The sequence below is a fragment of the Feifania hominis genome (assembly GCF_014384765.1).
In the GTDB taxonomy this organism is placed as follows: domain Bacteria; phylum Bacillota; class Clostridia; order Oscillospirales; family Feifaniaceae; genus Feifania; species Feifania hominis.
This window is the reverse complement of record NZ_JACRSP010000004.1, coordinates 176,648-201,171: the sequence shown is the minus strand read 5'-3', so window position 1 is coordinate 201,171 and position 24,524 is coordinate 176,648. Positions and strand designations below refer to the sequence as shown.

The window sequence follows — 24,524 nt, the reverse complement described above, 5'->3', positions numbered from 1 at the left end:
ATCACTTCCAAATCCCTCTTGTCAACCCTTTTTTTCTTCTTCCTCTCCAAAAAGGGCCTGTCCGTTCGAGTGCTTCCCTATAATACCATCTCCATACCCCCACTGTCAAGCTCATTTTTGACATAATTTTTACAAATTATGCGTCGGCCGTCGAAAGGTCATTTCTATTGACGGCTTGTGTCCGAACAGATACAATAGAGAAGATGAATTTTCCATTTTCTCTGCCGTGTTTTGGGGCAAGTTTCTTTATATAATAAGGAGAGGATGTCTGTAACACATGAACAGAATCATCTATCACCGCAAGCTCATCAAGCTCTTCGCGTGGCTGCTGGCAATCCTGATCTGCTTCGGCGGCGTGTTTGTCTATCTGTCGCTCAGCGGCTTTGACGGCGGCTACCAGGAACAGCTTTCACGGGGCAACGACAAATTGGCCGAGAACGATCTCGAGGGGGCTCTCAAGCATTTTGAGAAAGCGATCAAAGCCTCGCCCACCAACGCCGAGGCCTATCTGCTCGCAGCTGAGACCTGCTACAGCCTCGGCCGGATGGACGACGCCATTTCCATACTTGAGAGCTACACGGAAAAGCGGCTTCGCACTCCCGCTGTCTACGACCGGCTTCTGGGATATTATAAGGAGTCAGGCGCCACGGCGGAGAAACAGATCAGTCTTCTCAATCTCGCCATTCAAATCTTCGGTGATTCCACCTATGCCGACCAGCTCGCCGAGATCAGAGCGCAGATGAAAAATGTCCCGGTGCCCGAGCTCTCCTCGCCCGGCGGAGAATACGAGCAGCCGCTGAGCGTGAGTGTGACAAACTTCGCCGAGGGTGACACCGTCTACTACACCACGGACGGTTCAAACCCCTCTTCCTCCGCCAAGACCGCCAAGCTCTACGACGGCAAGGCCATTAAAATCGGCAAGGGGCTGACAACACTCAAGATCATGCGCATCGACTCGGCCGGCAATGTGAGCCACACGGTGGAGCATATCTACCAGGTGGGCGACGTGTCAAACATCAAGACTGACACAAGCGTCGTCGCCGCAACCGGCAACAACACAGTGGGCGGCGGTGCAAGCGTGGTCGTGGACGGCGTGACCTACTACAGCAGCGCCAAAAACTCCCACAGCATCTACCGGCTCGGCGAGGACGGGACGAGCGAGCTTGTCAGCAGCGAGGAGGCCTACTATCTCAGCGAGTATAAGGGGCAGCTCTACTTTGTCAACGCCAGTGACGGCAACGCTATTTACCGCATCAACACCGACGGTTCGCAGCTCAAGCGTGTCTGCCCCGACGCCGCAGGGATGATGCAGATGGCAAACGGAACCATCTTCTACCAGAACAAGAGCGACAACAGCAACCTCTACTCGGTCAAAGCCGATGGGTCTGACAAAAAGCTCATTGTAACCGATAAGGTCACACAGTTCAACGTGGTCAACGGTACCGTCTTCTACAAGAATGACACCGCCTCCGACGCGCTCTACAGTGTTCTGGCCGATGGCAGCAACAAGCGCGCGCTTCTTGAAGATCGCGCCAGCTGCATCAACTACTACGGCGACAAGATCTACTACATCAACCTCAGCGACGGCGGCAAAATTTACTCGGTGAGCTTTGACGGCAATGTCCGCTCCCCTGTCACCACCGTCGCCGTGTCGGAATTCAACGTATACGACGGCAGCATCTACTACCGCGGCTCTTCCGACAAGGGAATCTTCCGAACCGATTTGACCGGAGGCGATACCGTTCGCCTGACGAGTGACGACGGCGGCAAATTCAGTATCTCGGGGGAGTATCTCTACTATACCAATTACAGCGATTCCTCAAACCTCTACCGCATCTCTCTCGACGGCACAGGCCGCACCAAACTTGACTGACACCAGCGCAGGGGGCCGATGGCCCCCTGCATCGTGTTTTGACCAAATCACAACATTACGACGATGGGAAAGAAAAGTATGCAACAAAACCACCTTGTCTTGCGGCGCGAGACGCCGTGCGATTACCGCGCGGTTGAAGAACTGACACGGGAAGCTTTCTGGAACCACTTCTCGCCGGGCTGCTGCGAGCACTATCTGGCGCACATCCTGCGCGACAGTCCCGACTTCGTGGCGCTGCTCGACTATGTCGCCACTCTGGACGGCGAAATCATCGGCAGTATTTTCTACTCAAAGGCCTCCGTCTGCTGCGACGACGGGCGCAGGATTCCGGTTCTCTGCTTCGGGCCGCTGAGCGTCGCTCCCGCGCACCAGAGGCACGGCGTGGGATCTGCCCTGATTGAGCACACGGTCAAACTCGCCCGTGATCTCGGTCACCGCGCCATTCTGATCTACGGCGACCCCCTGTTTTACGGCAGGCTGGGCTTTGCTCCCGCGGAGCACCACCAAATCGGCACGGCCGACAACATGTACGCCGACTCTCTTCTCGCGCTGGAACTGTTCGACGGGGCGCTTGCGGGCTGTTCCGGGCGGTTTGTCGAGAGTGGTGTGTTTGAGCTGGATGAGAAAGAGGCCCTCGCTTTCGACCGTTCTTTTGCGCCGCGAACAGCGCTCGAGGACAACTCCGATTCCCAGCGGCGCTTTCGTGAGCTCGTGCAGCGCCGAAGACCCCGATAGACAAAAAAGCGAACCGTTTTCACGGTTCGCTTTTCTCATTTACCATCAGGATTCCCGGTGCCATTTGACGCCCTGAGGCGTATCCTCGAGCACAATCCCCTGTGCCTTGAGATCGTCACGGATCTTGTCGGCGAGGGCAAAGTCCCGGTTCTTTCTGGCCTGCTGGCGCTGCTCAATGAGCGCTTCCACATCCTGGTCAAGCGACTGCTCCGCCCGGTTCTGGCAGATGTTGAGCACCCCGGCGAGCTCCATGAACCGATCTCTTGCTGCCGCCAGAAACGCGCCGGTGTGGACGCTGTCCCCGCCCACCTCGGTGTTGATCGCGCGGGCGAAATCGAAGAGCACCGCCACGGCATCCGCCGTGTTGAGATCGTCGTCCATCGCCTCGACAAACCTGGTTTTGAATTCGTCGTACTGCGCGAGCGTCTCGCTCTCCTGCGCGGTCCATTCTCCTGCCGGCGCCGACTTCATGAGAAAGTCGAGATTTGCAAGGCAGTTGTGCAGGCGCTCAAGACCCGCCTTGGACTGCTCGAGGATCTCAACCGAGTAGTTGATGGGGCTTCTGTAGTGCGCCGAGAGCATGAAGAAACGAATCACCTCATAGGCGTACTCTTTCGAGACGTCACGCACGGTGAAGAAGTTGTTCAGCGACTTTGACATCTTCTGGTTGTTGATGTTGATGTAGGCGTTGTGTACCCAGTAGTTCGCAAAGGGGGCGTCGTTTGCCGCCTCACTCTGGGCGATCTCGTTCTCATGGTGGGGGAACGTCAGATCCTGCCCGCCGCAGTGGATGTCAATGGTCTTGCCGAGGTAGCGGTTTGCCATGGCGGAGCACTCGATGTGCCAGCCCGGGCGGCCCTTTCCCCAGGGGGAATCCCACGAGGGTTCGCCGGGTTTTGCCGCTTTCCACAGGGCGAAGTCGAGCGGGTCCTCCTTGCTCTCGCTGACGTCGATGCGCGCACCCGACTCCAGATCCTCAATGGGCATGTGCGAGAGCTTGCCATAGTCCCGAAACGACCGGGTGCGGAAATACACGTCGCCGTTCGATTCGTAGGCGTGGCCCTTTTCAATCAGTGTGCTGACAATGCCGATAATGTCGTCAATGTGCTCGGTCGCTTTGGGCTGCACCGTCGCATCCTCGATGCCGAGGCCGTGCGCATCGGTGTAGTACTCGGCGATGAACCGGTCCGCAAGCTCTTTGACGGTGATTCCCTCGTCGTTGGCGCGATTGATCATCTTGTCGTCAATGTCGGTGAAGTTCTGCACAAAAGTCACCTCATACCCGCGGTAGCGCAGATAGCGGCGCAGCGTGTCAAAGAGAATGAAAGGGCGCGCGTTTCCCAGATGGAAAAAGTTGTAGACCGTGGGGCCGCAGGAGTAGATCTTCACCTTTCCCTCTTCCACGGGGACAAATTCCTCTTTTTTGCGCGTGAGGTCGTTGTATAGCTTCATACTGTTTCTGTCTCCTCCCGGTCCGTCAGCGGTCGTCGCCGATCAGATCCCAATTTTTCGCAATGTAATTGTATGCCGAATAAATGGTCAGCACCACTGCAATGCCCATGGTGATGTTGCCCAGAATGTGTGTCGTGAGAAACTGCTTTTCAAGCAAAATGACAATGACGGCAATAATCTGCGCCGTCGTCTTGAATTTGCCCCAGATGTCCGCCGCAATCACCTTGCCTGCTCCGATGGCGACAATGCGAAACGAGGTCACGATAAACTCGCGCGCAATGATGATCATTGCGACAAAGGAGCTGACAAAACCCAGCTCCACCAGGCACACGAGCGCCGCCGTGATGAGCAGCTTGTCGGCCAGGGGGTCCAGGAACTTGCCAAAGGTTGTAATCTGGTTGTACTTGCGCGCGATGTAGCCGTCGATGCCATCAGTCAGCGAGGCGAGGGCAAAGACCGCCACGGCAATGAGCTTGCTGTACTCGTTGAACGGAAACATCAGAAAGATCATGAAAACCGGCACCATCAGGATGCGCAGAATGGATATCTTATTGGGTGTGTTCATGACAAGCCCTCTTCTTTGCTTACAATTTTCGAAAGAGATTCTTACGTTTCTCCGTATCCCGTTTATTATATCCCAGCCGGAAGAGGCGGTCAAGGGAGCCGCCCGCTTTTCTCAACGCATTTCTCAGTGCCGTAAATACGGCGGAGAGCAGCCGTCAGCCCCGCTTGGCGCACGGCCATTTCATAGCTTTCCTCAGGTTTGCCGTCAGTTCTTCAAAGCTCTGCCGGGCGGTGGAGTCCGCCTGCCCGCCAGTGGATGGAAAGGCAACGACACACTCTCATCTGCCGCACCTCACCGGGGATCGTCACGCCTGCACCACATGTCCGTAGAGGTCGTAGTCCACGACCTGTTCGATCTCGACGGGTACCAGATCGCCCTCACAGAGCGCCCGCTCGCTGTGGAAGAACGCCGTGCCGTCCACCTCGGGCGCATCGTACTGTGTACGCCCGAAGTACACGCCGTCCTCCGGCAGATAGCCCTCTACCACCGTCTCATACACGTCGCCGATCTTTTCGCGGTTCTTCTGCTCGACAATGCGCTGCTGCGCGAGCATCAGCCGTTCCCGGCGGCTCTGCTTGGTCTCTTCGGGCACATCGTCGCCAAAGCGCTCGGCGGGAGTGCCCTCCTCCATCGAGAAGGTGAAGACGCCGACACGATCAAAGCGGACTTTTTTGACAAAGTCCAAAAGCAGCTCAAAATCCTCTTCGGTCTCTCCGGGGAAGCCCACCATGAGCGTGGTGCGAAGCACCGCATCCGGCAGCAGCCGGCGGATGTCCTCAATGGCCTGCATGGTGCGCGCCGCGTCGGCGTGACGGTTCATGCGGCGAAGCACCGGGTCGCTCGCGTGCTGAATGGGCAGATCGATGTAGGGCACCAGACTCTCATGTGCGCCGATGACCCGCAGCAGCCGCTCGCTGATCCGATCGGGGTAGCAGTAGAGTGTCCGCACCCACCGGATTCCCTCGATCTGTGCAAGTCCCTCAAGGAGTTCCGGCAGACGGCTCTCCCCATAGAGATCCTCGCCGTAGCGGGTCGTATCCTGCGCGACGACGTTGAGCTCAAACACACCGTCCGCGGCAAGAGTCCGCGCCTCGTCGAGCAGCTCCTCCATCGGGCGGCTGCGGTAGGGGCCGCGAATCGAGGGAATGGCGCAGAAAGCGCAGCGGTTGTCACAGCCTTCGGCTATTTTCAGATAGGCGGTATACCAGGGCGTGGTGCGTATGCGCGTGCCGCCGCCGACCAGGTTCGTCTTGGGCCCGAACTGCTCAAAGCCGTGGCCGGAAGAGGCCTCGCGCACGGCGCGCGCAATGTCATCGTTGCTGCCGATGCCGAGCACCACGTCAATCTCCGGCATCTCGGCACGCAGCTGCTCGCGGTAGCGCTCGGCGAGACAGCCTGTGACGACGATGCCGCGGATGACGCCATTCACCTTGAGCTGCGCCATGTCAAGAATGTTTTCAATCGCCTCGGCCTTGGCCGACTCAATAAAGCCGCAGGTGTTGACAATCACGACGTCCGCCTGCTCGGGCTCGCTGACGAGGACAAATTCTCCGTCTGACTGTGCGAGCCTGCCGAGCATGACCTCGCCGTCCACCTGGTTTTTGGAACAGCCAAGGCTGATCATGGTCACGCGAATGGGATTCATTCGATGTAGTCCTCCCTCTCCTCACAATCTCTGAGTACCTGCCGGATATCCTCAAACTGGTAGCCGTAGCGCAGCAGCGCATTGCTCGCCCTGGCGCGCATCTTCTGATCCGACAGATCCCAGCTGCGGTAGCGCTCAAAGAAGAGCGCGATGTTCTCCTCGTCCGGCAAGGCGTACTGTTCGAGCGCGGCGTCGGCCGCCTCTCTCGCGATGCCCCTCTTGTAGAGCTCCTGAGCCACCCGGCGGCGGCCGAAGTGCTTTTCAACCGAGTAGGCCGTCACAATGCGCCGGGCGAACATCTCGTCGCTGACATAGCCCCGCTCGGCAAAGTAGTCGACTGTCTCGCGCGCTTTCTGCTCGTCGATTCCCTTTTGCCGCAGCCGGCGCTCGAGGCCTCTTTTGGAAAAATCGGCGCTCGCAAGCGAGGAGAGCGCCTTGCTTTTTGCGGTGAAATCGCGCGCGAGCTCGCGGATTTTCTCCACCGTCGCCTCGTCGAGCGGCTCCTCCTCGCTGAGGTTCAGCCGGTAGTACTCGGCTGGGTCTATGCGCCCCGCTTTCTCGCCGTCGATGGTCAGCTCCACGGCGTTCGGCAAGTGCTTCACTTTGGTCAGATACATATTTCACCTCAAAGAAAGGCAGGGCGGGTCAAGCTGACCCGCCCTTGTTTTACACTTCCGGGGTTTCCTCAGGCTCCTCGGTCTGATCGTGCCTCTCCAGAATTGCCCGAATCTTGCCGTCGATCTCCTGGGCGATCTCGGGATTCTGCCGAATGAACTCGCGGGCATTGTCCTTGCCCTGGCCGATGCGCATGTCACCGTAGGAGAACCAGGCGCCCGCCTTGTTGATGATATCATATTTGACGCCGATGTCGATCAGCTCGCTCTCCTTGGAGATGCCCTGGCCGTACAGGATATCGAATTCCGCATCTTTAAAGGGCGGCGCAACCTTATTCTTGACCACTTTCGCTCTCGTGCGGCTGCCGACGACATCGGTGCCGGACTTGAGCTGCTCAATGCGGCGCACATCAATGCGCACCGAGGCATAGAACTTCAGCGCCCGGCCGCCCGGCGTGGTCTCGGGATTGCCATAGACGACACCGACTTTCTCTCGAAGCTGGTTGATGAAGATGACCACCGTATTCGACTTGGCAATGGCGCCCGCGAGCTTACGCAGCGCCTGGCTCATCAGTCTCGCCTGCAGTCCCACATGGCTGTCGCCCATCTCGCCCTCGATCTCGGCGCGCGGCACGAGAGCCGCAACCGAGTCGACAACGACCACGTCAATCGCGCCACTGCGCACGAGCGCCTCGGTGATCTCAAGCGCCTGCTCGCCGGTGTCAGGCTGCGAGACGAGAAGCGAGTCCACATCGACGCCGAGCGCCTTTGCATAGACCGGGTCGAGTGCATGCTCCGCATCGACAAAGGCCGCATCGCCGCCGAGCTTCTGGGCCTCTGCGATGACATGCAGCGCAAGCGTTGTCTTACCGGAGGATTCCGGCCCGTAGATCTCGACGATTCTGCCCCGCGGCACGCCGCCGATGCCGAGCGCCGCGTCGAGCGCGATGGAGCCTGTTGGGATGTGACCGACATTCATCGAGGCATTTTCCCCGAGCTTCATGACGGCGCCCTTGCCAAACTGCTTTTCAATCTGCGCGAGCGCTGTCTCCAGCGCCTTTTTTTTGTCTACCATACCTGTTAACCCTCCACCCGGCCGCTTCCGACCGCACTTTTAGTCACATTATACTACGGCTTGTCCCAAAAAGCAACATTTGTTCGCTTTATATTTTCTGTCCACCCACGACCCGGGCGATGCCGGCAAAGTCGTCGTGTGTCTCAACGGACCGAAACTCCGCGTCGGCGAGCAGGCGTGCGACCTGCTCCGCCTGACCCAGGCCGACCTCAAAGAGCAGCCACCCGCCCGGCTTCAGAGCGGCGGCATAATTTTTGACAATCGCGCGGTAAAAATCGAGACCGTCCGCCCCGCCGTCGAGAGCAAGCGCAGGTTCACACCGGACCTCCGGCTGCAGAGCCGCCATCTCATCCGAGCGCACATAGGGGGGATTGGATACGATCAGCTCAAAGCGCCCGCTCTCCCCACAGGGCTCCAGCATGGAGCCCTGGCGCACGGTGACGCGGCCGCTCACGCCTCTGAGCTCACTGTTTGTCCGTGTCGCCTCAAGGCAGTCGGGCGAGATGTCGAGCGCCAGCACGCGCCCCTCGCTGTTCGCCGCGAGCGTGACGGCGATCGCCCCGCTGCCGCAGCCGAGATCCATCGCCTCATAGGCTCCGCGAGGCCCCACCTTGGAGAGCGCGACCTCACAGAGAAGCTCCGTCTCCGGCCGCGGAATGAGCACTCCCTCAAAGCAGCGGATCGCACCGCCGAAAAAGGTCCACTCGCCCAATATGTACTGAAGCGGCTCGTGCGCCGCCCGGCGCCTTGCCGCATCAAGGCAGGCCTCTGTCTGACTTTCGTCCGCCGTGAGGTCGCCCCACAGAAAAAACCGGTCTTTCGTGGTGCCGCAGAAGCGGCAGATGATCTCCCTCGCCTCTGCGGGACCGCTGTCCATATCGTGCTGCTCGTAGAACTCCTTGATCTGCCGGTAGAGCGCGGTGAGCGTCACCACTTGTCATCCTCCGGGTTGCCGGTGAGTACCAGCTTGAGCGATGTGATGGCGACCTCCAGCTGGGAGTCGTCGGGCTCCCGCGTGGTCAATCTCTGCAGCCACAGACCCGGGCGCGACAGCACAAAGGTGAGAGGATTGTCGTGGCGGCCGGCGTACTTGATGATCTCGTAGGAGATGCCCACCACCAGCGGCAGCGACGCGATCTTGATCAGAACCCGCATCCAGAGCACATCCCAGGTGACGACCGATGAGACTAGAATACTGATGATAAGGACAATCAGCAGAAAGCTCGTGCCGCAGCGCGGATGGAAGCGTTGGAATTTTCTCACATTCTCCACCGTCAGCTCCTCGCCGTTCTCATAGCAGAAGATGGTCTTGTGCTCGGCGCCGTGGTACTCGAAGACGCGCTGTATGTCCTTCATACGCGAGACCAGGTAGAGGTAGAGCACGAACACGGCGATCTTGACCAGGCCCTCCAGAATCGACTTGACTGCGCCCGGCAGTCCGCCGCCGACAAGCTTGACCAGAAACGATGGCAAAAACATGAATAAAAAGAGCGCAAGACAGACGGCCAGCACCGACGCCACAACGCCGAGCACGGTCATCAGCTTGTCGCCGAACACACGGGTGAGCCATTTTTCAAATTTGCCGGGCTCCTCCTCGGTCTCCTCCACGCCCGCGATTTCGGCCGAGTACATCAGGGTCTTATAGCCAAAGCGCATGGTCTCGACGAGGTTCACAATGCCGCGCAGAATGGGCAGACGCAGAATGCGGTACTTTTTCGTGATGGTCGGTACCGGCTCGGTCTTGGTGACAATCTCCCCCTCGGGGTTTCGCACTGCGACGCCGCAGGTTTCCACGCCGCGCATCATCACTCCCTCGATGATCGCCTGACCGCCGATGGAGGTGCGATGGATTTGTTTTTGTTCCATGGGTTTCAGTTTCCTCTCTTTGATTCAATGAGCCCGAAGAGCATCGGGCAGCAGTAAGTCGCCACAATGCCAACGGCAAAGTAGCGCACAACGCGAAACAGCGCGGTCGCCGGGAAGAGCAGCTTCAGCCCCACTTCCACCACCAGCACAATCAGAATGCCGACGGCGAAGCGCTGCAGTTTGATTTTTACCGGCCCCGCCGGGTCGAAGCGGACATGGCGCTGCTCCAGAATAAAGCCGAGTACCGCGCCGAGCGTGAGGCCGAACATGGTCAGAGTGTCTTTCGGGTCGGCGGGTTTTGTCGGGTAGAGCGGCAGCAGCGTCACAAGACTCGCAAACGCCGGAATGGTGAACAGCAAATAGAACCAGCCGCCCCCGTGGCGCTCGACAAACCGGTTGATCCAGTGCGCCACAAAGCACCAGAGCACACCGAACAGCAGCCCTGCCACGACGTCGGAGGGAAAGTGCACCCCCAGATAGATGCGCGAAAAGCCGACGAGCACCACATAGCTCACGGCAATCAGCAGTGCGCGCAGTGTCCGGCTGCGAATGGCAAAGAACGTAGCGAGTGTGGCGGCATTCTGGGTGTGTCCGCTCGGAAAGGAGTAGCCTGTGGCAGTCTCAACGCGGATGGCCGTGAGTCTCTCATCGACCTGGAAAGGTCTCGAGATGCGAAACAGGTTTTTGAAAAACGCGTTGACCGACGCAGACGAGAGTATGGTCAGCGCCATGACACGGCCCTGTCGTTTGTCGTGGCACCAGTAGAAAAAGCATACGACAAAGATCATAGCATAGGACTCCGCCAAAAACGAAATTCCCTCCATGAGTCCGTTTGCAAAGGGCGTACGAAGCTGCGCCAGAAACAGATTCAGCTCAATTCCCATGCCCTGTTACCACTGCTCTCTGTGAATTTTCTCCGGTTCAAAGCGCTCGGGCCGGGGCTTCTGCTCATCCGGCACGCCCACGGCAATGATGCCAAACGGGACGATGTTCCCGGGGATGTAAAAGATCTCCGCCATGGGACGCATCAGCTCCTCACGCGGGCACACACCGAGCCAGCAGCTGCCGAGGCCCTGCTGCTGCGCGGCGAGAAGAATGTTCTGCGTTGCCGCGGCACAGTCCTGCTGGTAGTGCAGCGGGCTCTTCTCCGGGTCGGCGCAGACGAGGATCGCCGCCGACGCCGTCTCGAGCATCTTGGAATAGGGATGAACTTCACAGATTTGGCGCAGCTTATCCCGGTCGGTACAGACGACAAAGTGCCAGGGGCGGCTGTTGTGCGCCGAGGGCGCATACATGCCCGCCTCAAGCAGGTTGTGAAGCTGCTGCTGTGTGAGTGCAACACCTGCTTTGTATCTGCGGATGCTTCTTCTGTCGAGAAGACTGCTTTCCATACCGAAATCCTCCCTTACCGATTCTATTTCAAGATATACTATAGCAAAAATACCCCCCGTGTACAAGGGGCAACGCGGTTTTCGGCGTCTGGTAAACAGGCGTGCGCTGCTCTTTCCGGCCGGTTCCAGCGGTCTGAGCCGCCCGCATTTCCCGGCAAACACGGAAGGCGGCAGGGCCGCGTCACCACCACTTGGGGATATAAGCTTGTTATACAACTTTCTATGCTGACAGCATTTGCTTTTTGGTTCAATTTTACACAAAATTTACAATTTCGTAAAATCATCTTGGCAGGGTGTTGCAAGAAGAGTAGTATGAAAGTGCGCAAACATTGTTATTTTTATCAATTTAATCAAAGGGATGACAGGATTGACAAAGCTTTTCTCCAGACTGCTGCTCCCCTCTGAAATGGTGCCGAAGAAACTGATTCAGGGAGAGCTGCCCGACGCCAGAACGGCTTACCAGACAACCTTGAGGCTGGCAATGCCCGCTTTGATTGAGCTTGTTCTGGTCGCGCTGATCGGCACATTTGACACCATGATGGTCGGCAAGCTCGGCCCCGCCGCCATCTCCTCGGTCGGCATCGCGACGCAGCCGCGCATGCTGCTCATGGCGCTGTTTTTCGCGCTCAATGTCGGCGTGACCGCCATCACCGCACGCAAGAAAGGCGAGGGCAACCAGGAGCAGGCGAACCTCTGTCTGCGCCAGTCCATCATCATCACGGCCGTCCTCTCCGTCATTCTGACGGTTGCCGCCTACATCTGGGCACGGGAGCTGCTCATTCTCGCCGGCGCCAACGAAGAGATGATCGACAACGCCGTCGTCTACTTTCGCATCTGTGCGCTCGGTCTCTTCTTTCAGGCCATGGCCCTGTCCATCACGGCGGCCCAGCGCGGCATCGGCAACACGAAGATCTCACTCAAGGTCAATCTGACCGCCAACATTGTCAACATCATCTTCAACTACCTGCTCATCGAGGGCCACTTTGGCTTCCCGCGGCTCGAGGTGGCTGGGGCTGCCATCGCGACCTCCTTCGGCAACTTCATCGGGCTGATTCTCGCCTTTCTGTCCCTCGCCCACCGGGACGGTTTTCTGCGGCTTCGGCGCTCGGAACCGTTTCGCATTGACGTGCCGATGATTCGCAGTATCTGGGCCATCGGCAGCAACGCCATCCTCGAGCAGATCTTCCTGCGCGTGGGCTTTATGATCTATGCGCGTATCGTCGCCGATCTCGGCACCGATCCCTTTGCGGCCCACAACATCGGCATGAATGTCTTCAACATCACCTTTACGCTGGGCGATGCCTTCGCGGTTGCGGCCACATCGCTCATCGGTCAGAGCCTCGGCCAGCAGCGGCGCGACTGGGCCTATCTGTACGGAAAAATCTGTCAGCGCATCGCCTTTTTCTTCGCCTGCATTCTCTGCGCCGTGCTCGCCATCGGGCGCTATTTCATCGCCGAGCGCTTCACTGATGTGCCTCATGTCGTCGACATGGCGGCGACGGTTATCCTGTTTGTCGCATTCATTCAGTTTATCCAGACGACACAGGTCATCATGGCCGGCGCCCTGCGCGGCGGCGGCGACACCCGGTATGTTGCCGCGACCATGCTTGTCACAGTCACGTTCATCCGGCCTCTCGGCGCTCTCATTCTGACCCGTGTTTTCCACTTTGGTCTGCCGGGCGCCTGGATTGCCATCATCGTCGATCAGCTCGCGCGCTACACGCTGATTTTTCTGCGCTACCGCAGCTGCAAGTGGCTCACCATTAAAATATAGTTTGCCTCTTTTCAAAAAGCGAACCATCTGTAGGCGGTTTGTGATATAATAAGCCGTAGAACGGCTATTATATGGAACTCAGGCCGTTTTTCTTGCCCCTTGCGGGGCAAGTCCCTGCGGGACGGCTGAAAACATGGCCACATTATATCATGATCGCTTCGTGCTCATGATATAATAGCCGCAGAACGGCTATTATATGGAACTCAGGCCGTTTTTCTCGCCCCTTGCGGGGCAACCGAAAAACATGGCCACATTATATCATGATCGCTTCGCGCTCATGATATAATAGAAAACACATCAGCCGAAGAGAAGCCCTCTGAGTTTGATTGCCGTCAGGATGAGTCCCACACAGACCAGTGCTGTGAGGAAAAACCAGATCAGGCGTTTGTATTCGTACATATTCGCCACCCCTTTTCTCTTTTCAGTCTATGCGCCGGACGGCCGAAAAAGCCCGTTGGCTTACCAATCGTGGAGTGTCATGTAGAGGTGAACTGCTATGAAAAAAGTGATTGAAACCGAGAGAACCTATCTGCGCGAGCTCAAGTACGATGACTTTCAGGATCTTTGCAAGCTGCTCCAGGACGAGAACGTGATGACCGCTTTTGACCATGCGCTCAACCCCGACGAGGTGCTCGACTGGCTCCACCGCCAGATGAAGCGCTATCAGAACGATGGGTTCGGCATGTGGGCAGTCATCGAGAAGAAGACCAATCTCTTTCTCGGGCAGGCGGGTCTCACCTGGCAGGAGTGCGAGGGAGAGCAGGTGCTCGACGTCAGCTTTGTCTTTTTGCAGAAGTTCTGGCACAGAGGCTTTGCCACCGAGACAGCGCAGGCCTGTGTGCGCTACGCGTTTGACAATCTCGGGTTTGACCGTGTGACCTCGACCGTGCGCAGTACGATCGAGCCCGGCAAGCGCGTCGCCGAACGCATCGGCATGACGCATGTCAAGGACTTTCAGCACGTCTATCAGGGTGTCGAGGGCACTTACAGTCTCTATTCCATCTCAAAAAAGCAAGAGCAGGTCCCATGACATGGGACCTGCTCTTTTTTTCGGAAATTTTCCTCTCAGATCGGCCGCCTGCACTACGCCTGCCGGAGCTTGGCGAGCACCGCCCGGACAAGCTCATACGTGCGCTCGGCCGAGGCGATGTCAAGCGTCTCCTGCGGCGTGTGGGCGCCCGAGATATTCGGGCCGATGGCGATGGGGTCGAGCCCCGGCATTGCCGCTTTGAAGAGGCCGCACTCAAGCCCGGCGTGAATCGCCTCCGTGCGCAGAGTACCGCCTGTCAGCTCACGGTAGGTCTCGGCGAAGAGCTCACGGATACGGGACTTCGGCTCATATGCCCAGCCGGGATACTCACTGCAGGTCTGGGCCTCAAAGCCGAGAAGACCGGCGAGATGAGTCAGTATCTGCTCGGTCTCCCGCTGGAGCGACTCGACGGAGCTGCGCGGAGAGAAGCGGAAGCTGAGCGTCCCCTCTGTGAGTGACACAACGCCGAGATTGACAGAGCTGACAACAAAGCCGCCCGCGCTGTGGTCCCGGTGCAGCGGGCCGTCCGGCGCGAGGAAGAGAAATTCGATCGCATCGTGCGACACGGCCTGTGAGAGGGCCTGCCGCGGAGCGGCCACCGGCTCGCATTCAAAGCGAAAGCCCGGATCGGCAGCTGCCAGCTCGCGGCTGATCTTGTCCGCCGTCCGCCGGAGCAGTTCGGCTGCGGCGGCGCTGTTCTCCTGCGGCAGCAGAACCACGCAGTCGCACTCGCGCGGGATGGCGTTGTCCTTGTTGCCGCCCGAGAGAGATGCGATGCGCACCGGGCACAGCTGCTGCACCTGGCAGAGCAGCCGGCCCATCAGCTTGTTTGCGTTGCCCCGGCCGCGGTCGATCTCTGTGCCGGAGTGGCCCCCCGAAAGTCCGCGAACGGCGAGGCGCAGCGCACTGAGACCCAAGACCTCCTCAGACGCCGCCTCGCGGGTGACATCGACGCGCATGCCGCCCGCGCAGCTGACTGTCGCAATCCCCTCCTGCTCCGAGTCAAGGTTTATCATGATCTGCGCGCGCAGAGCGGACTTGTCCATTGCAGCGGCTCCGATGAGCCCGATCTCCTCAGCGGAGGTGATGACGCACTCGAGCGGAGGATGCGCGGCCTCGCCGTCATCGAGAATGGCGAGCATCATCGCGACTCCCACTCCATTGTCCGCGCCGAGTGTCGTGCCGCGTGCCCGCAGAAAGCCGTCCTGCTCAATGAGATCGAGCCCGCAGTTGTGAAAGTCGTGGTCCGTGCCCTTGTTCTGTTCACAGACCATGTCCGAGTGGCCCTGCAGCATCACGACAGGGCCGTTTTCGTAGCCCGGAGAGGCGGGCTTGCGGATGACAACGTTATACGCTTCGTCACAGACGGCTTCAAGGCCCCGCGTGCGGGCGAAATTCATCAGATATTCGCTGATCGCCTTCTCCTCGCCGGACGAGCGTGGAACGGCGCTGAGCTCCTTAAAATAGTTCAAAACATTCTGTCTCATGGCGGTGCTCCTCACTTGCGTTTTTTTCTATTGTAAGCTTCAGATCGTGAAAAATCCAGTTTTTTAATTTATACAGATATGGTATAATAGCCGCAAGGCGGCTATTATATGAAATTCAGGCCGTGCTCTCGCCCCTTACGGGGCGGCTGAAAACATGGCCGCGTTATATCAAGAGCGCTACGTTCTCATGATATAACAGCCGCAGGGCGGCTGTTATACGGAATTCCAGCCATGCTCTCGCCCCTTATAAGGCGAATATTGACCCCATCCCATGACCGCCTGCGCGTCGTGGATACAAAAACACAGAGGAGATGCGACATGAAACTTGTCTCATGGAATGTAAACGGCCTGCGAGCCTGTATCAACAAGGGCTTTCAGGGCTTCTTTTCCCTGCTCGATGCCGACGTCTTCAGCATTCAGGAGACAAAGCTCCAGCAGGGTCAGATCGAACTTGATCTGCCGGGTTACCATCAGTACTGGAACTACGCCGAGAAGAAAGGGTACTCCGGTACCGCCGTCTTCACCCGCGTCGAGCCCCTGTCGGTGCGCTATGGGCTCGGCATTGAGGAACACGACCACGAGGGCCGTGTCATCACGCTGGAGTTTGAGCAGTTCTATCTGGTCAACGTCTACACCCCGAACTCAAAGCGCGAGCTCACCCGGCTCGACTACCGCATGCAGTGGGAGGATGACCTGCGCGCCTATCTGATGGAGCTCGACCGGACAAAGCCCGTGGTCTACTGCGGCGATCTCAATGTCGCCCACCAGGAAATCGACCTGAAAAATGCCAAGAGCAACGTCGGAAACTCCGGTTTTACCAACGAGGAGCGCGAGAAGATGACTCTGCTTCTCGAGTCCGGCTTTGCCGACAGCTTCCGTCTGCTCTACCCGGAGCGCACCGGCGCCTACTCCTGGTGGAGCTACATGTTCAACGCGCGCGCCAACAACGCGGGGTGGCGCATCGACTACTTCATCGTCTCCGACCGGCTCGCCCCCGCCGTCGCCGAGAGCACCATCTTCCCTGAGGTCACCGGCAGCGACCACTGCCCGGTGGGGCTCACGCTGAATCTGGAACAAATACCGTGATCGACAGAGTCGATCCGGCTCACAGGAGGTTTTTATGGCCATTTTATCAGGATTGAAACCCGAGAGGGTTTTTTCCTATTTTGAAGAGCTCTCCCGTGTTCCCCGCGGCAGCGGCAACACGGCGAGTGCGAGCAATCTCTGCGCGGCATATGCCCGGCAGCTCGGCCTGCGCTGCCGGCAGGACGCCGCAAACAACGTTATCATTTGGAAAGACGCCTCGCCCGGCTACGAGGGTGCAGCGCCCATCATTCTGCAGGGTCACCTCGACATGGTGTGCGCCAAGACGGAGGACTGCACCAAGGATATGGCAACCCAGGGACTGGATCTCGTGACTGACGGCGAGTGGATCTGGGCGGACAAGACCTCCCTCGGCGCCGACAACGGCGTCGCCATCGCCATCATTCTCGCCATTCTCACCGACGACACGCTGCCCCATCCACCCATTGAGGCAGTTTTCACTGCCGATGAGGAGATCGGCCTGGTCGGCGCCTTTGCGCTGGATTGCTCCGATCTGCGCGGCAGGACGCTTCTGAATCTCGACTTTGAGGATGAGGGCGTCTTTACGGTCTCGAGCGCCGGCGGCGTGAGTCTCGACTGTGCGCTTGCGGCAGCGCGCGAGCCCCTCGATGGTGAATGCTGCTATGAGATTGTACTCGACGGGCTGATCGGCGGACACTCCGGCGCCGACATCGACAAGGGGCGCGCCAGCGCCAATCCGCTGATGGTCCGTGTGCTCTACTCGGCGATGGAGCAAATTCCCCTGCTGCGGCTATGCGATATCCACGGCGGCCAGTTCGACAATGTCATCAGCCCCAGCTGCCGCGCTAAAATAGCGGTTCCTCATGAGCAGGCACAGGCGCTGGAACAATTTCTCGCGTCGTTTGGCGGCGTGCTCAAAAACGAGTGGGCCTGCGAGCCGGAGCTTTCTCTGAGCTGGAACGCCGCGGCGCCATCCGACGCGCTGAGCGTGCGCGACACTTCCCGCGCGCTCCATCTTCTGCTCGGGCTGCCACACGGCGTACAGGCGATGAGCATGGAGTTTCCCGGATTGGTTCAGACTTCGCTCAATTTCAGCTTCGTCTGTCTCGAGCCGGATGGTCTGCGCTTCACCTGTTCCATCCGCTCCTGCATCGCATCGCAGAAAGCGATGATGGTGCAGCGCGTGCGCGCCGCCGTTGAATCCGCAGGCGGCAGCGTGGCCGAACGCAGCGACTATCCCGGCTGGCAGTACGCCAAGAGCTCCGCTCTGCGTGAGCTCATCCTCTCGGCCTACCGCGATATCAGCGGCCGGGAGGGCCGCGTCGTCGCCTCTCACGGGGGACTTGAATGTGGCCTGTTTGTCGATCGCATCCCCGGACTGGACGCAATTTCCACGGGGCCCGACCTGCAGGGCGTGCACTCCGTGCACGAGCGGGTCAGCGTTCGCTCGATCGCGCATCTTTACGATCTCGTCTGCGAAGTGTTAAAGAGGAGTCGGTAGCTGCTCTTGAAAAGCCCCGCCGCTGTGGCGGGGCTTTTTGTCCCTGCGCAAAGCTGTAAAAGCAGTCAGCCTTAGCGGGGTTGCTCTGTCAGAATCTTTGTTTTGTGAAACTCGCTTCGCTCGTTATAAAAAACAATTACATATAAAACGGGTCGGTCGCTAAGGGCGCTCCCTCCCTTAGATGTTTTGTTTTATGAAACTCGCTTCGCTCGTTATAAAAAACAATTACATATAAAATGGGTCGGTCGCAGAGGGCGCTCCCTCCCTTAGATGTTTTGTTTTATGAAACTCGCTTCGCTCGTTATAGAAAATGGGCTCTTGACAAATACTACTGCTGCTGTTATTATTGTTTCAGATACCCCAGGGGGGTGTAGTGGTATTAGAAAGGAGCAGAACCATGACCACGCAAAAATTCAATGTCACCGGCATGACCTGCGCCTCCTGTTCGTCACACGTGGAAAAGGCCGTGCAAAAGCTCGACGGCGTCGAGAGCGCATCGGTCAATCTTCTGGCGAACAGCATGAGCGTCACCTTTGACGGCGGCAAGCTCAGTGAGGCTGACATCGTCGAGGCCGTTGCAAAGGCGGGCTACGGCGCGTCGCCCGCCTTTCAGAAAGGCGAGAAAAAACCGAGCCCGCAGTCGCCCGCAGCGCATACGGCGGCCGAGCTCAAATCGATGAAGCTGCGGCTGATTGTCTCGTTTTCCTGCCTGATTCCCCTGTTCTACATTTCGATGGGCCATATGATGGGGCTTCCTCTGCCCCATTTCTTTCACGGCACGGAAAACGCCATGACGTTCGCTCTGACGCAGTTTCTGCTGACGCTTCCCATCCTCTATGTCAACCGCTCCTACTTTGAAAACGGTTTTAAGACCCTCTTTCGCGGCGCGCCCACCATGGACGCTCTGATCGCCATCGGCTCTTCGGCCGCCATGGTCTACGGCATCTTTGCCATTTACCAGATCGGCTACGGCCTGGGACACGGCGACATGGAACTCGCGGCGAGCTATGTGATGGATCTCTACTTCGAGTCGGCGGCGATGATTCTCGCGCTGATCACCCTCGGCAAATACCTTGAGACCCGCTCCAAGGGACGCACCAGCGACGCCATCACAAAGCTTCTCGATCTCGCGCCCAAGACCGCGACCGTTCTTCGAAACGGCGAAGAAGTTGTCATTCCGGTGGAGGAGGTTGTCGTCGGTGACACGTTCCTCGTGCGCCCCGGCGCCTCGATACCGGTTGACGGCGTGGTGGAGGACGGCTTTTCGTCCGTCGACGAGGCCGCCATCACCGGCGAGAGCATCCCTGTGGAAAAGAACAGCGGCGATCGTGTGATAGCCGCCACCGTCAACAAGGGCGGCTTCTTGACCTGCCGCGCGACCAAGGTCGGCGATGACACCACCCTCTCCCAGATCATCCGCCTGGTGGAGGACGCAGCCGGCTCCAAGGCGCCCATCGCCAAGATGGCCGACCGTGTGAGCGCCGTCTTTGTGCCGGCCGTCATCGGCATCGCCCTCGTCGCCACCATCGTTTGGCTGATTCTGGGCTACAGCTTCTCGTTTGCCCTCTCCATCGGCATCTCGGTTCTGGTCATCTCCTGCCCGTGCGCGCTCGGCCTTGCGACGCCGGTCGCCATCATGGTAGGCACGGGCAAGGGCGCCGAGCACGGCATTCTCATCAAGTCGGCTGAGGCGCTGGAAATCGCCCACACAGTCAAGACCGTAGTACTCGACAAGACCGGCACCATCACCGAGGGCAAGCCCAGCGTCACCGATATTCTCCCCGCCGAGGGATTCGACGAGGCGCAGCTTCTGCAGATTGCAGCCTCTCTGGAAAAGCCCTCGGAGCACCCGCTCGCCGAGGCCATCGTCGAGGAGGCCGAGCGGCGCTCGCTGCGTCTTCTCGAGGTGTCGGGATTCGCCGCCATCCCCGGCCAGGGCGTCGAGGTCACCATGGAGCAGACGCGCCGCTTTGCCGGCAATCTCAAGATGATGCGCGAGCGCGGCGTCTCACTCGGGGAGTTTGACGCCCGCGCCGAAGCACTCGCCGAGGACGGCAAGACCCCGCTCTTCTTCGCGCAGGACACACAGCTCCTCGGCGTCATCGCCGTGGCCGACACCGTCAAGCCCACCAGCGCCGCCGCCATCGGCGAGCTGTCCGAAATGGGCATCGACGTCGTGATGCTCACCGGCGACAACAGCCGTACTGCCGAGGCCATCCGCCGCCGGCTCGGCCTCAAATCGGTTGTGGCCGAGGTTCTCCCGCAGGACAAGGAGGCCAAAATCGCCGAGCTGCAGCAGGGCGGCCACCGCGTCGCCATGGTCGGCGACGGCATCAACGACGCGCCCGCCCTCGCGCGCGCCGACGTGGGCATCGCCATCGGCGCCGGAACGGACATCGCCATCGAGTCGGCCGACATCGTGCTGATGCGAAGCGATCTGCTCGACGTGGTATCGGCCATTCAGCTCAGCCGGCGGGTCATCACCAACATCAAAGAGAACCTGTTCTGGGCCTTTTTCTACAACTCCATCGGAATTCCGCTTGCCGCCGGCGTCTTCTTCACGGCTCTCGGCTGGAAGCTCAACCCCATGTTTGCCGCGGCGGCCATGAGCCTCTCGTCGGTGAGCGTGGTGTCAAACGCCCTGCGGCTCAAGTGGTTCAAACCCAAATACCGCACCGCCCTCGGGCAGCAGGCCGTGGCAGCCGCATCAGCGGCAGCCGTCACCGCCTGCCCCGTTATGGTAGAAGAAACGCAGGAGAGGAGGGAAACCATGAAAAAACTCATGCACATTGAGGGTATGTCCTGCGGTCACTGCTCGGCCCGTGTCGAGAAGGCGCTGGGTGCGCTCGACGGCGTCAGCGCGAGCGTTGACCTCGAGGCGAAGACCGCGACTGTCACGCTGAGCGCCGCCGTGTCCGACGAAGCGCTCACCGCCGCCGTCACCGAAGCCGGCTACACCGTGACCGGCATTGAGGAGGTGGCGTGATGCAGGCCGACAAGGCAAAGATCACCCGTCTGCTCAAGACTGCGCGCGGCCAGCTCGACGGCATTCTCAAAATGGTGGAGGAGGATCGTTACTGCGTCGACATCTCAAACCAGCTCATGGCGACGACCTCCATTCTCAAAAAGACCAACGCCGAGATCATCCGCGCCCATCTGGAGCACTGCGTCAAGGACGCTGTGGCAACCGGCAACCACGCCGAGCGCATCGACGAGATCGCCGAGCTGCTCGACAAGCTGACAAAGTCGTAAAAGAGAGCCGCCTCCCCGAGGGGAGGCGGCTCTCTTGCGCTATATGAAAGCTTGACTTTCCCCCACCGGATGGCTTAAGCTATCAGTAGCTTGAGGCAGGAGGTGCCGATTTGAAAAAAATACTGATGCTGGCGCTGTGCGCTCTCTGCCTGACCGTTCTCTCAGGGTGCGGCGGCGCGCCGCGCGCCGACTACTGTTTCGTAAACGGCGTGCGCGCTGAGTCGACGAACAAGAGCCCGCGCACCCACGACATCAAAACCGTGACTGCGCAGGAGGATGGCGCGCTGCGCTTTGTCAATTATCCCGAGGGCTACACACTCGACTTCCCCGCCGGGACGCAGTTTGACTGCTCCCTCTGCCAGCTTCTTGTACAGGCCGACACGCCCGACTACAGCGTCACCGTCAGCTGTGAGCGCTCCCCCTACGAGGACGTGGAGGGCTACATCGACTACTACCAGAACCGCTTTTACACCCACGAGGGCTTTCGCGCGGCAAACGGGCTGAATCTGCTGTGTGACGAGACGTTCGATGTGGGCGGGCTGCGGTGTGATCTGCTCGCGCTCGAGCGGCCCGGCGCCGAAAATGGGCTGCCAAAGGTCTATGCTTATGCCTATCTCTACACCGGCGGCCAAAACTATATGCGCTTTCTCTTTCGCGGCACGCAGGCGGACGACGCCTTTCTCCCCCGCTGCCGGGCGCTGCTTGAGACCTATCGGTCGAGCGAGCCTGTGGGGTTCTCCTATTCGCACCGCGAAGCCGAGCCCCATCTGCCCGCCCAGTGGGACGAGCCCACACGCGCGCTCTACCGGCACTACCTCGAGTCGGACGGCGTGGACTTCGGCATCTTCTCCTCCCCGCTGCAGGTGAATGTCGATGAGGGCGAACTTCTGTCTCTGGAGGAGCGCCTCGACTACCGCTTTGAAATCTCGCTGATCTACAGCCAGCTCCACATGCCCTTTCCCATGGCCGCTATGGAGAAAGCGGCCGAGCTCGGCAAGACGGTGGAACTGACCATTCAGGTTTCGGCTCAGAACAACGAGGACATCTTCGGCTACACCCCCATGTTTGATCTTGCCGACGGCCGTCTTGACGGGCAGATTCGCGCGCTCGCGCAGAACATCAAGGCCTTTGGGCGGCCGCTGCTCTTCCGGCTCAACAACGAGATGAACAGCGACTGGACCAGCTACAGCGGCATCGTCACCCTCGGCGATCCCGAGCTCTACCGCAGCGTGTGGCAGCGCTTCTACCGCATCTTTGAGCAGGAGGGCGTCACAAACGCCATCTGGGTCTTCAATCCCAACGACAACAACTACCCGCCGAACAAGTGGAACAACTTTCTGTGCTACTACCCGGGTGATGAGTATGTGCAGATGATCGGCCTGACCGGCTACAACACCGGCACCTACTACAACGCCGAGACCGGCGAGGTGTGGCGCTCCTTTGAGCGGATCTACCGCGCACTCAACCGCAGCTATGAGCCTGTCTTCGGCAAATTCCCCTGGATCATCACCGAGTTCTCCTCGAGTTCCTTTGGCGGAGACAAGGCGCGGTGGATCACCGAGATGTTTGCCGATCTGAAGACCTTTCCGAACATCAAGGCGGCGGTCTGGTTCCACTATGCGGACTTTGATACCCGGCCCGGCCGCGAGGGTACGGCGGCACGCCCCTACTGGCTCGACGAGACCCCCGAGACGCTGGAGGCTTTCCGCCGCGGTCTTGCAGGACTGCAGGGCTGAAAAATTTGCCCCGCCGAAACGGCGGGAATTGACACGGTTCATAAAGAAAAGCGCCCGGCAGCAGCCGGGCGCTTTCTCTTACTATGCCACCTGTAGAGGTGAGTCGAGATTTTTCACATATTTGCGGTAGACCTGCCAGAAGAGCAGCACACTCACAATGAATGAGACGCCCTCCGCGAGCGGGAACGAATACCACACATACTCCACGCCGATGCGTGCGAAGAGGTAGGCCGACGGCAGAATGAGCACAAGCTGCCGCAGCACCGACACGATCAGGCTGCGCGTGCCGAGGCCCACCGCCTGGAACATGGTCGAAAACAAAATGCCGAGCGCCGCCGGAATAAACGACAGCGAGATGATCTTCAACGCCGGTACGCCGATTCGCATGACCTCCGGGTCGGCCTTGAAGATGTCGAGCAGCAGATCGGGCACGAGCTGGAAGATCGCAAAGCCGACAGCCATGATGACGATGGCAAAGACAATGCCGATCTTGAGCGCCGAGACGAGCCGCTGCTTCTTCTTTGCGCCATAGCTGTAGCCCATGATGGGCATGACCCCCTGCGTCAGGCCGAACACCGGCATGAACACAAAGGACTGCAGCTTGAAGTAGACGCCGAGCACCGAGACCGCGGCCTCGGAGAATTTGATGAGAATGCCATTGAGCAGCGTCACGAGAAACGCCGTGATCGACTGCATGATGATGGAGGGAATGCCAACCTGATAGATGTTTTTGACTGTGCTCCCCTCAAAGCGAAAATGCCTGAGATTGATCTTGACCTCATGGCTCTTTGTGCGCAGCACATACACCGAGAACGCGAGCGCGCAGAACTGGCCGATGACGGTTGCGAGCGCCGCACCGAACACCCCCATCTCCGGGCAGCCGAGGTAGCCGAAGATCATGATGGGATCCAGTATGATGTTCACAATCGCACCGGTGAGCTGAAAGAGCATCGGGTAGATCATGTTGCCCGTCGCCTGAAGCGTCTTCTCCACATTGATCTCGACGTAGACGAAAAGCGAGCAGATCGTCACCGTGTAGACATACTGGCAGCCCATCGAAAAGACGGTCTGCGTCGGCTGAAAAGAGCCAAAGAATGTACCGGTGAACAGAATGCCGAGCAGCGCGGTCACAAGGCCGTTGATGACGCCGAGCACCATTCCGTGGGACGCCGCCTTGTCCGCCTCCTCGCGCCGGCCCTCGCCGAGGCGGCGCGAGACGAGCGAGTTGATACCGATGCCGGTACCGACCCCCACCGCTATGATCAGCGACTGAATCGGGAAGGCAAGCGACAGCGCGGTCAGCGCGTCTGGGCTGTAGTGGGAGACATAGACGCTGTCGACAATGTTGTAGAGCGCCTGCACCAGCATGGAGAACATGGCCGGCACCGACATGGATAAGATGAGTTTGAGCATCGGTGTGTTTGCCATCTTGTTCTCTTTGTTCTGTTCCATTCCATCACTCC

20 protein-coding genes are annotated in these 24,524 nt (G+C 59.1%); 9 read left to right on the top strand and 11 right to left on the bottom strand.

The window, feature by feature from the left end:
* Positions 1–277: 277 nt before the first annotated feature.
* Positions 278–1,873 (top strand): DUF5050 domain-containing protein, encoded by a 1,596-nt coding sequence (locus H8695_RS10010; protein WP_249301198.1) that lies wholly within the window; start codon positions 278–280, stop codon positions 1,871–1,873.
* Between the two features lie 78 nt (positions 1,874–1,951).
* The gene (locus H8695_RS10005; protein ID WP_249301195.1) at positions 1,952–2,608 is read left to right on the top strand and encodes a GNAT family N-acetyltransferase; all 657 of its coding nucleotides are present in this window, start codon (positions 1,952–1,954) and stop codon (positions 2,606–2,608) included.
* Positions 2,609–2,653: 45 nt separating this feature from the next.
* Here the strand turns inward: H8695_RS10005 and cysS are convergent, their stop codons facing one another.
* The 9 genes from cysS to H8695_RS09960 form a co-directional block, all read right to left on the bottom strand.
* Positions 2,654–4,060, bottom strand: a complete 1,407-nt coding sequence (cysS, locus tag H8695_RS10000; protein WP_249301193.1) for a cysteine--tRNA ligase — start codon at positions 4,058–4,060, stop codon at positions 2,654–2,656.
* Between the two features lie 25 nt (positions 4,061–4,085).
* A complete protein-coding gene (gene pgsA / locus H8695_RS09995) occupies positions 4,086–4,625 on the bottom strand; it encodes a CDP-diacylglycerol--glycerol-3-phosphate 3-phosphatidyltransferase (RefSeq protein WP_249301191.1) in 540 nt (179 codons plus the stop codon).
* A 304-nt stretch (positions 4,626–4,929) separates the two neighbouring features.
* Entirely contained in the window at positions 4,930–6,270 is a 1,341-nt protein-coding gene (rimO, locus tag H8695_RS09990) for a 30S ribosomal protein S12 methylthiotransferase RimO (RefSeq protein WP_249301189.1), read from the bottom strand.
* The gene (locus tag H8695_RS09985; protein ID WP_249301187.1) at positions 6,267–6,887 is read right to left on the bottom strand and encodes a regulatory protein RecX; all 621 of its coding nucleotides are present in this window, start codon (positions 6,885–6,887) and stop codon (positions 6,267–6,269) included. The genes rimO and H8695_RS09985 overlap by 4 nt, the downstream gene beginning before the upstream one ends.
* Positions 6,888–6,936: 49 nt before the next feature.
* Positions 6,937–7,959 (bottom strand): recombinase RecA, encoded by a 1,023-nt coding sequence (gene recA, locus H8695_RS09980; protein ID WP_249301185.1) that lies wholly within the window; start codon positions 7,957–7,959, stop codon positions 6,937–6,939.
* A gap of 88 nt (positions 7,960–8,047) precedes the next feature.
* A complete protein-coding gene (prmC, locus tag H8695_RS09975) occupies positions 8,048–8,893 on the bottom strand; it encodes a peptide chain release factor N(5)-glutamine methyltransferase (protein ID WP_249301184.1) in 846 nt (281 codons plus the stop codon).
* Positions 8,887–9,825, bottom strand: coding sequence for a DUF1385 domain-containing protein (locus H8695_RS09970; RefSeq protein ID WP_249301182.1), 939 nt, complete (start codon positions 9,823–9,825; stop codon positions 8,887–8,889). The genes prmC and H8695_RS09970 overlap by 7 nt, the downstream gene beginning before the upstream one ends.
* 5 nt (positions 9,826–9,830) lie before the next feature.
* Positions 9,831–10,709 carry a phosphatase PAP2 family protein gene (locus H8695_RS09965; RefSeq protein ID WP_249301181.1) on the bottom strand — a complete coding sequence of 293 codons (879 nt, stop codon included), beginning with the start codon at positions 10,707–10,709 and terminating at the stop codon, positions 9,831–9,833.
* A gap of 6 nt (positions 10,710–10,715) precedes the next feature.
* The gene (locus tag H8695_RS09960; protein WP_249301179.1) at positions 10,716–11,216 is read right to left on the bottom strand and encodes a nitroreductase family protein; all 501 of its coding nucleotides are present in this window, start codon (positions 11,214–11,216) and stop codon (positions 10,716–10,718) included.
* 367 nt (positions 11,217–11,583) lie between these two features.
* Between H8695_RS09960 and H8695_RS09955 the strand changes: the two genes are divergently transcribed.
* Both H8695_RS09955 and H8695_RS09950 read left to right on the top strand, forming a co-directional pair.
* Positions 11,584–12,990 carry an MATE family efflux transporter gene (locus tag H8695_RS09955; RefSeq protein ID WP_249301177.1) on the top strand — a complete coding sequence of 469 codons (1,407 nt, stop codon included), beginning with the start codon at positions 11,584–11,586 and terminating at the stop codon, positions 12,988–12,990.
* 496 nt (positions 12,991–13,486) lie between these two features.
* A complete protein-coding gene (locus H8695_RS09950) occupies positions 13,487–14,020 on the top strand; it encodes a GNAT family N-acetyltransferase (protein ID WP_249301175.1) in 534 nt (177 codons plus the stop codon).
* A 53-nt stretch (positions 14,021–14,073) separates the two neighbouring features.
* On the opposite strand, the gene H8695_RS09945 is transcribed toward H8695_RS09950, so the two are convergent.
* Positions 14,074–15,507, bottom strand: a complete 1,434-nt coding sequence (locus H8695_RS09945; protein ID WP_249301174.1) for an aminoacyl-histidine dipeptidase — start codon at positions 15,505–15,507, stop codon at positions 14,074–14,076.
* Between the two features lie 318 nt (positions 15,508–15,825).
* On the opposite strand from H8695_RS09945, the gene H8695_RS09940 reads away from it, so the two are divergent.
* The 5 genes from H8695_RS09940 (at position 15,826) to H8695_RS09920 (ending at position 23,061) form a co-directional block, all read left to right on the top strand.
* A complete protein-coding gene (locus tag H8695_RS09940) occupies positions 15,826–16,593 on the top strand; it encodes an exodeoxyribonuclease III (RefSeq protein WP_249301172.1) in 768 nt (255 codons plus the stop codon).
* A 34-nt stretch (positions 16,594–16,627) separates the two neighbouring features.
* The gene (gene pepD / locus H8695_RS09935) at positions 16,628–18,073 is read left to right on the top strand and encodes a beta-Ala-His dipeptidase (RefSeq protein WP_249301170.1); all 1,446 of its coding nucleotides are present in this window, start codon (positions 16,628–16,630) and stop codon (positions 18,071–18,073) included.
* 397 nt (positions 18,074–18,470) lie between these two features.
* Positions 18,471–21,059 (top strand): heavy metal translocating P-type ATPase, encoded by a 2,589-nt coding sequence (locus H8695_RS09930; RefSeq protein ID WP_249301168.1) that lies wholly within the window; start codon positions 18,471–18,473, stop codon positions 21,057–21,059.
* Complete coding sequence (locus H8695_RS09925; RefSeq protein WP_249301166.1) at positions 21,059–21,325, top strand: metal-sensing transcriptional repressor; 267 nt, start codon at positions 21,059–21,061, stop codon at positions 21,323–21,325. The genes H8695_RS09930 and H8695_RS09925 overlap by 1 nt, the downstream gene beginning before the upstream one ends.
* 110 nt (positions 21,326–21,435) lie before the next feature.
* On the top strand, positions 21,436–23,061 hold the full coding sequence (locus H8695_RS09920; protein WP_249301163.1) for a glycoside hydrolase family 26 protein: 1,626 nt from the start codon (positions 21,436–21,438) through the stop codon (positions 23,059–23,061).
* An 81-nt stretch (positions 23,062–23,142) separates the two neighbouring features.
* Here H8695_RS09920 and H8695_RS09915 read toward each other — a convergent pair whose 3' ends face one another.
* Positions 23,143–24,513, bottom strand: a complete 1,371-nt coding sequence (locus H8695_RS09915) for an MATE family efflux transporter (RefSeq protein ID WP_249301161.1) — start codon at positions 24,511–24,513, stop codon at positions 23,143–23,145.
* Positions 24,514–24,524: the final 11 nt, after the last annotated feature.

Bases quoted from the DNA above. Each gene is read 5' to 3' on its own strand.
- H8695_RS10010 (WP_249301198.1), top strand. From the start codon at position 278: ATGAACAGAATCATCTATCACCGCAAGCTCATCAAGCTCTTCGCGTGG.
- H8695_RS10005 (WP_249301195.1), top strand. From the start codon at position 1,952: ATGCAACAAAACCACCTTGTCTTGCGGCGCGAGACGCCGTGCGATTAC.
- cysS (WP_249301193.1), bottom strand. From the start codon at position 4,060: ATGAAGCTATACAACGACCTCACGCGCAAAAAAGAGGAATTTGTCCCC.
- pgsA (WP_249301191.1), bottom strand. From the start codon at position 4,625: ATGAACACACCCAATAAGATATCCATTCTGCGCATCCTGATGGTGCCG.
- rimO (WP_249301189.1), bottom strand. From the start codon at position 6,270: ATGAATCCCATTCGCGTGACCATGATCAGCCTTGGCTGTTCCAAAAAC.
- H8695_RS09985 (WP_249301187.1), bottom strand. From the start codon at position 6,887: ATGTATCTGACCAAAGTGAAGCACTTGCCGAACGCCGTGGAGCTGACC.
- recA (WP_249301185.1), bottom strand. From the start codon at position 7,959: ATGGTAGACAAAAAAAAGGCGCTGGAGACAGCGCTCGCGCAGATTGAA.
- H8695_RS09970 (WP_249301182.1), bottom strand. From the start codon at position 9,825: ATGGAACAAAAACAAATCCATCGCACCTCCATCGGCGGTCAGGCGATC.
- H8695_RS09965 (WP_249301181.1), bottom strand. From the start codon at position 10,709: ATGGGAATTGAGCTGAATCTGTTTCTGGCGCAGCTTCGTACGCCCTTT.
- H8695_RS09960 (WP_249301179.1), bottom strand. From the start codon at position 11,216: ATGGAAAGCAGTCTTCTCGACAGAAGAAGCATCCGCAGATACAAAGCA.
- H8695_RS09950 (WP_249301175.1), top strand. From the start codon at position 13,487: ATGAAAAAAGTGATTGAAACCGAGAGAACCTATCTGCGCGAGCTCAAG.
- H8695_RS09945 (WP_249301174.1), bottom strand. From the start codon at position 15,507: ATGAGACAGAATGTTTTGAACTATTTTAAGGAGCTCAGCGCCGTTCCA.
- H8695_RS09940 (WP_249301172.1), top strand. From the start codon at position 15,826: ATGAAACTTGTCTCATGGAATGTAAACGGCCTGCGAGCCTGTATCAAC.
- pepD (WP_249301170.1), top strand. From the start codon at position 16,628: ATGGCCATTTTATCAGGATTGAAACCCGAGAGGGTTTTTTCCTATTTT.
- H8695_RS09930 (WP_249301168.1), top strand. From the start codon at position 18,471: ATGACCACGCAAAAATTCAATGTCACCGGCATGACCTGCGCCTCCTGT.
- H8695_RS09925 (WP_249301166.1), top strand. From the start codon at position 21,059: ATGCAGGCCGACAAGGCAAAGATCACCCGTCTGCTCAAGACTGCGCGC.
- H8695_RS09915 (WP_249301161.1), bottom strand. From the start codon at position 24,513: ATGGAACAGAACAAAGAGAACAAGATGGCAAACACACCGATGCTCAAA.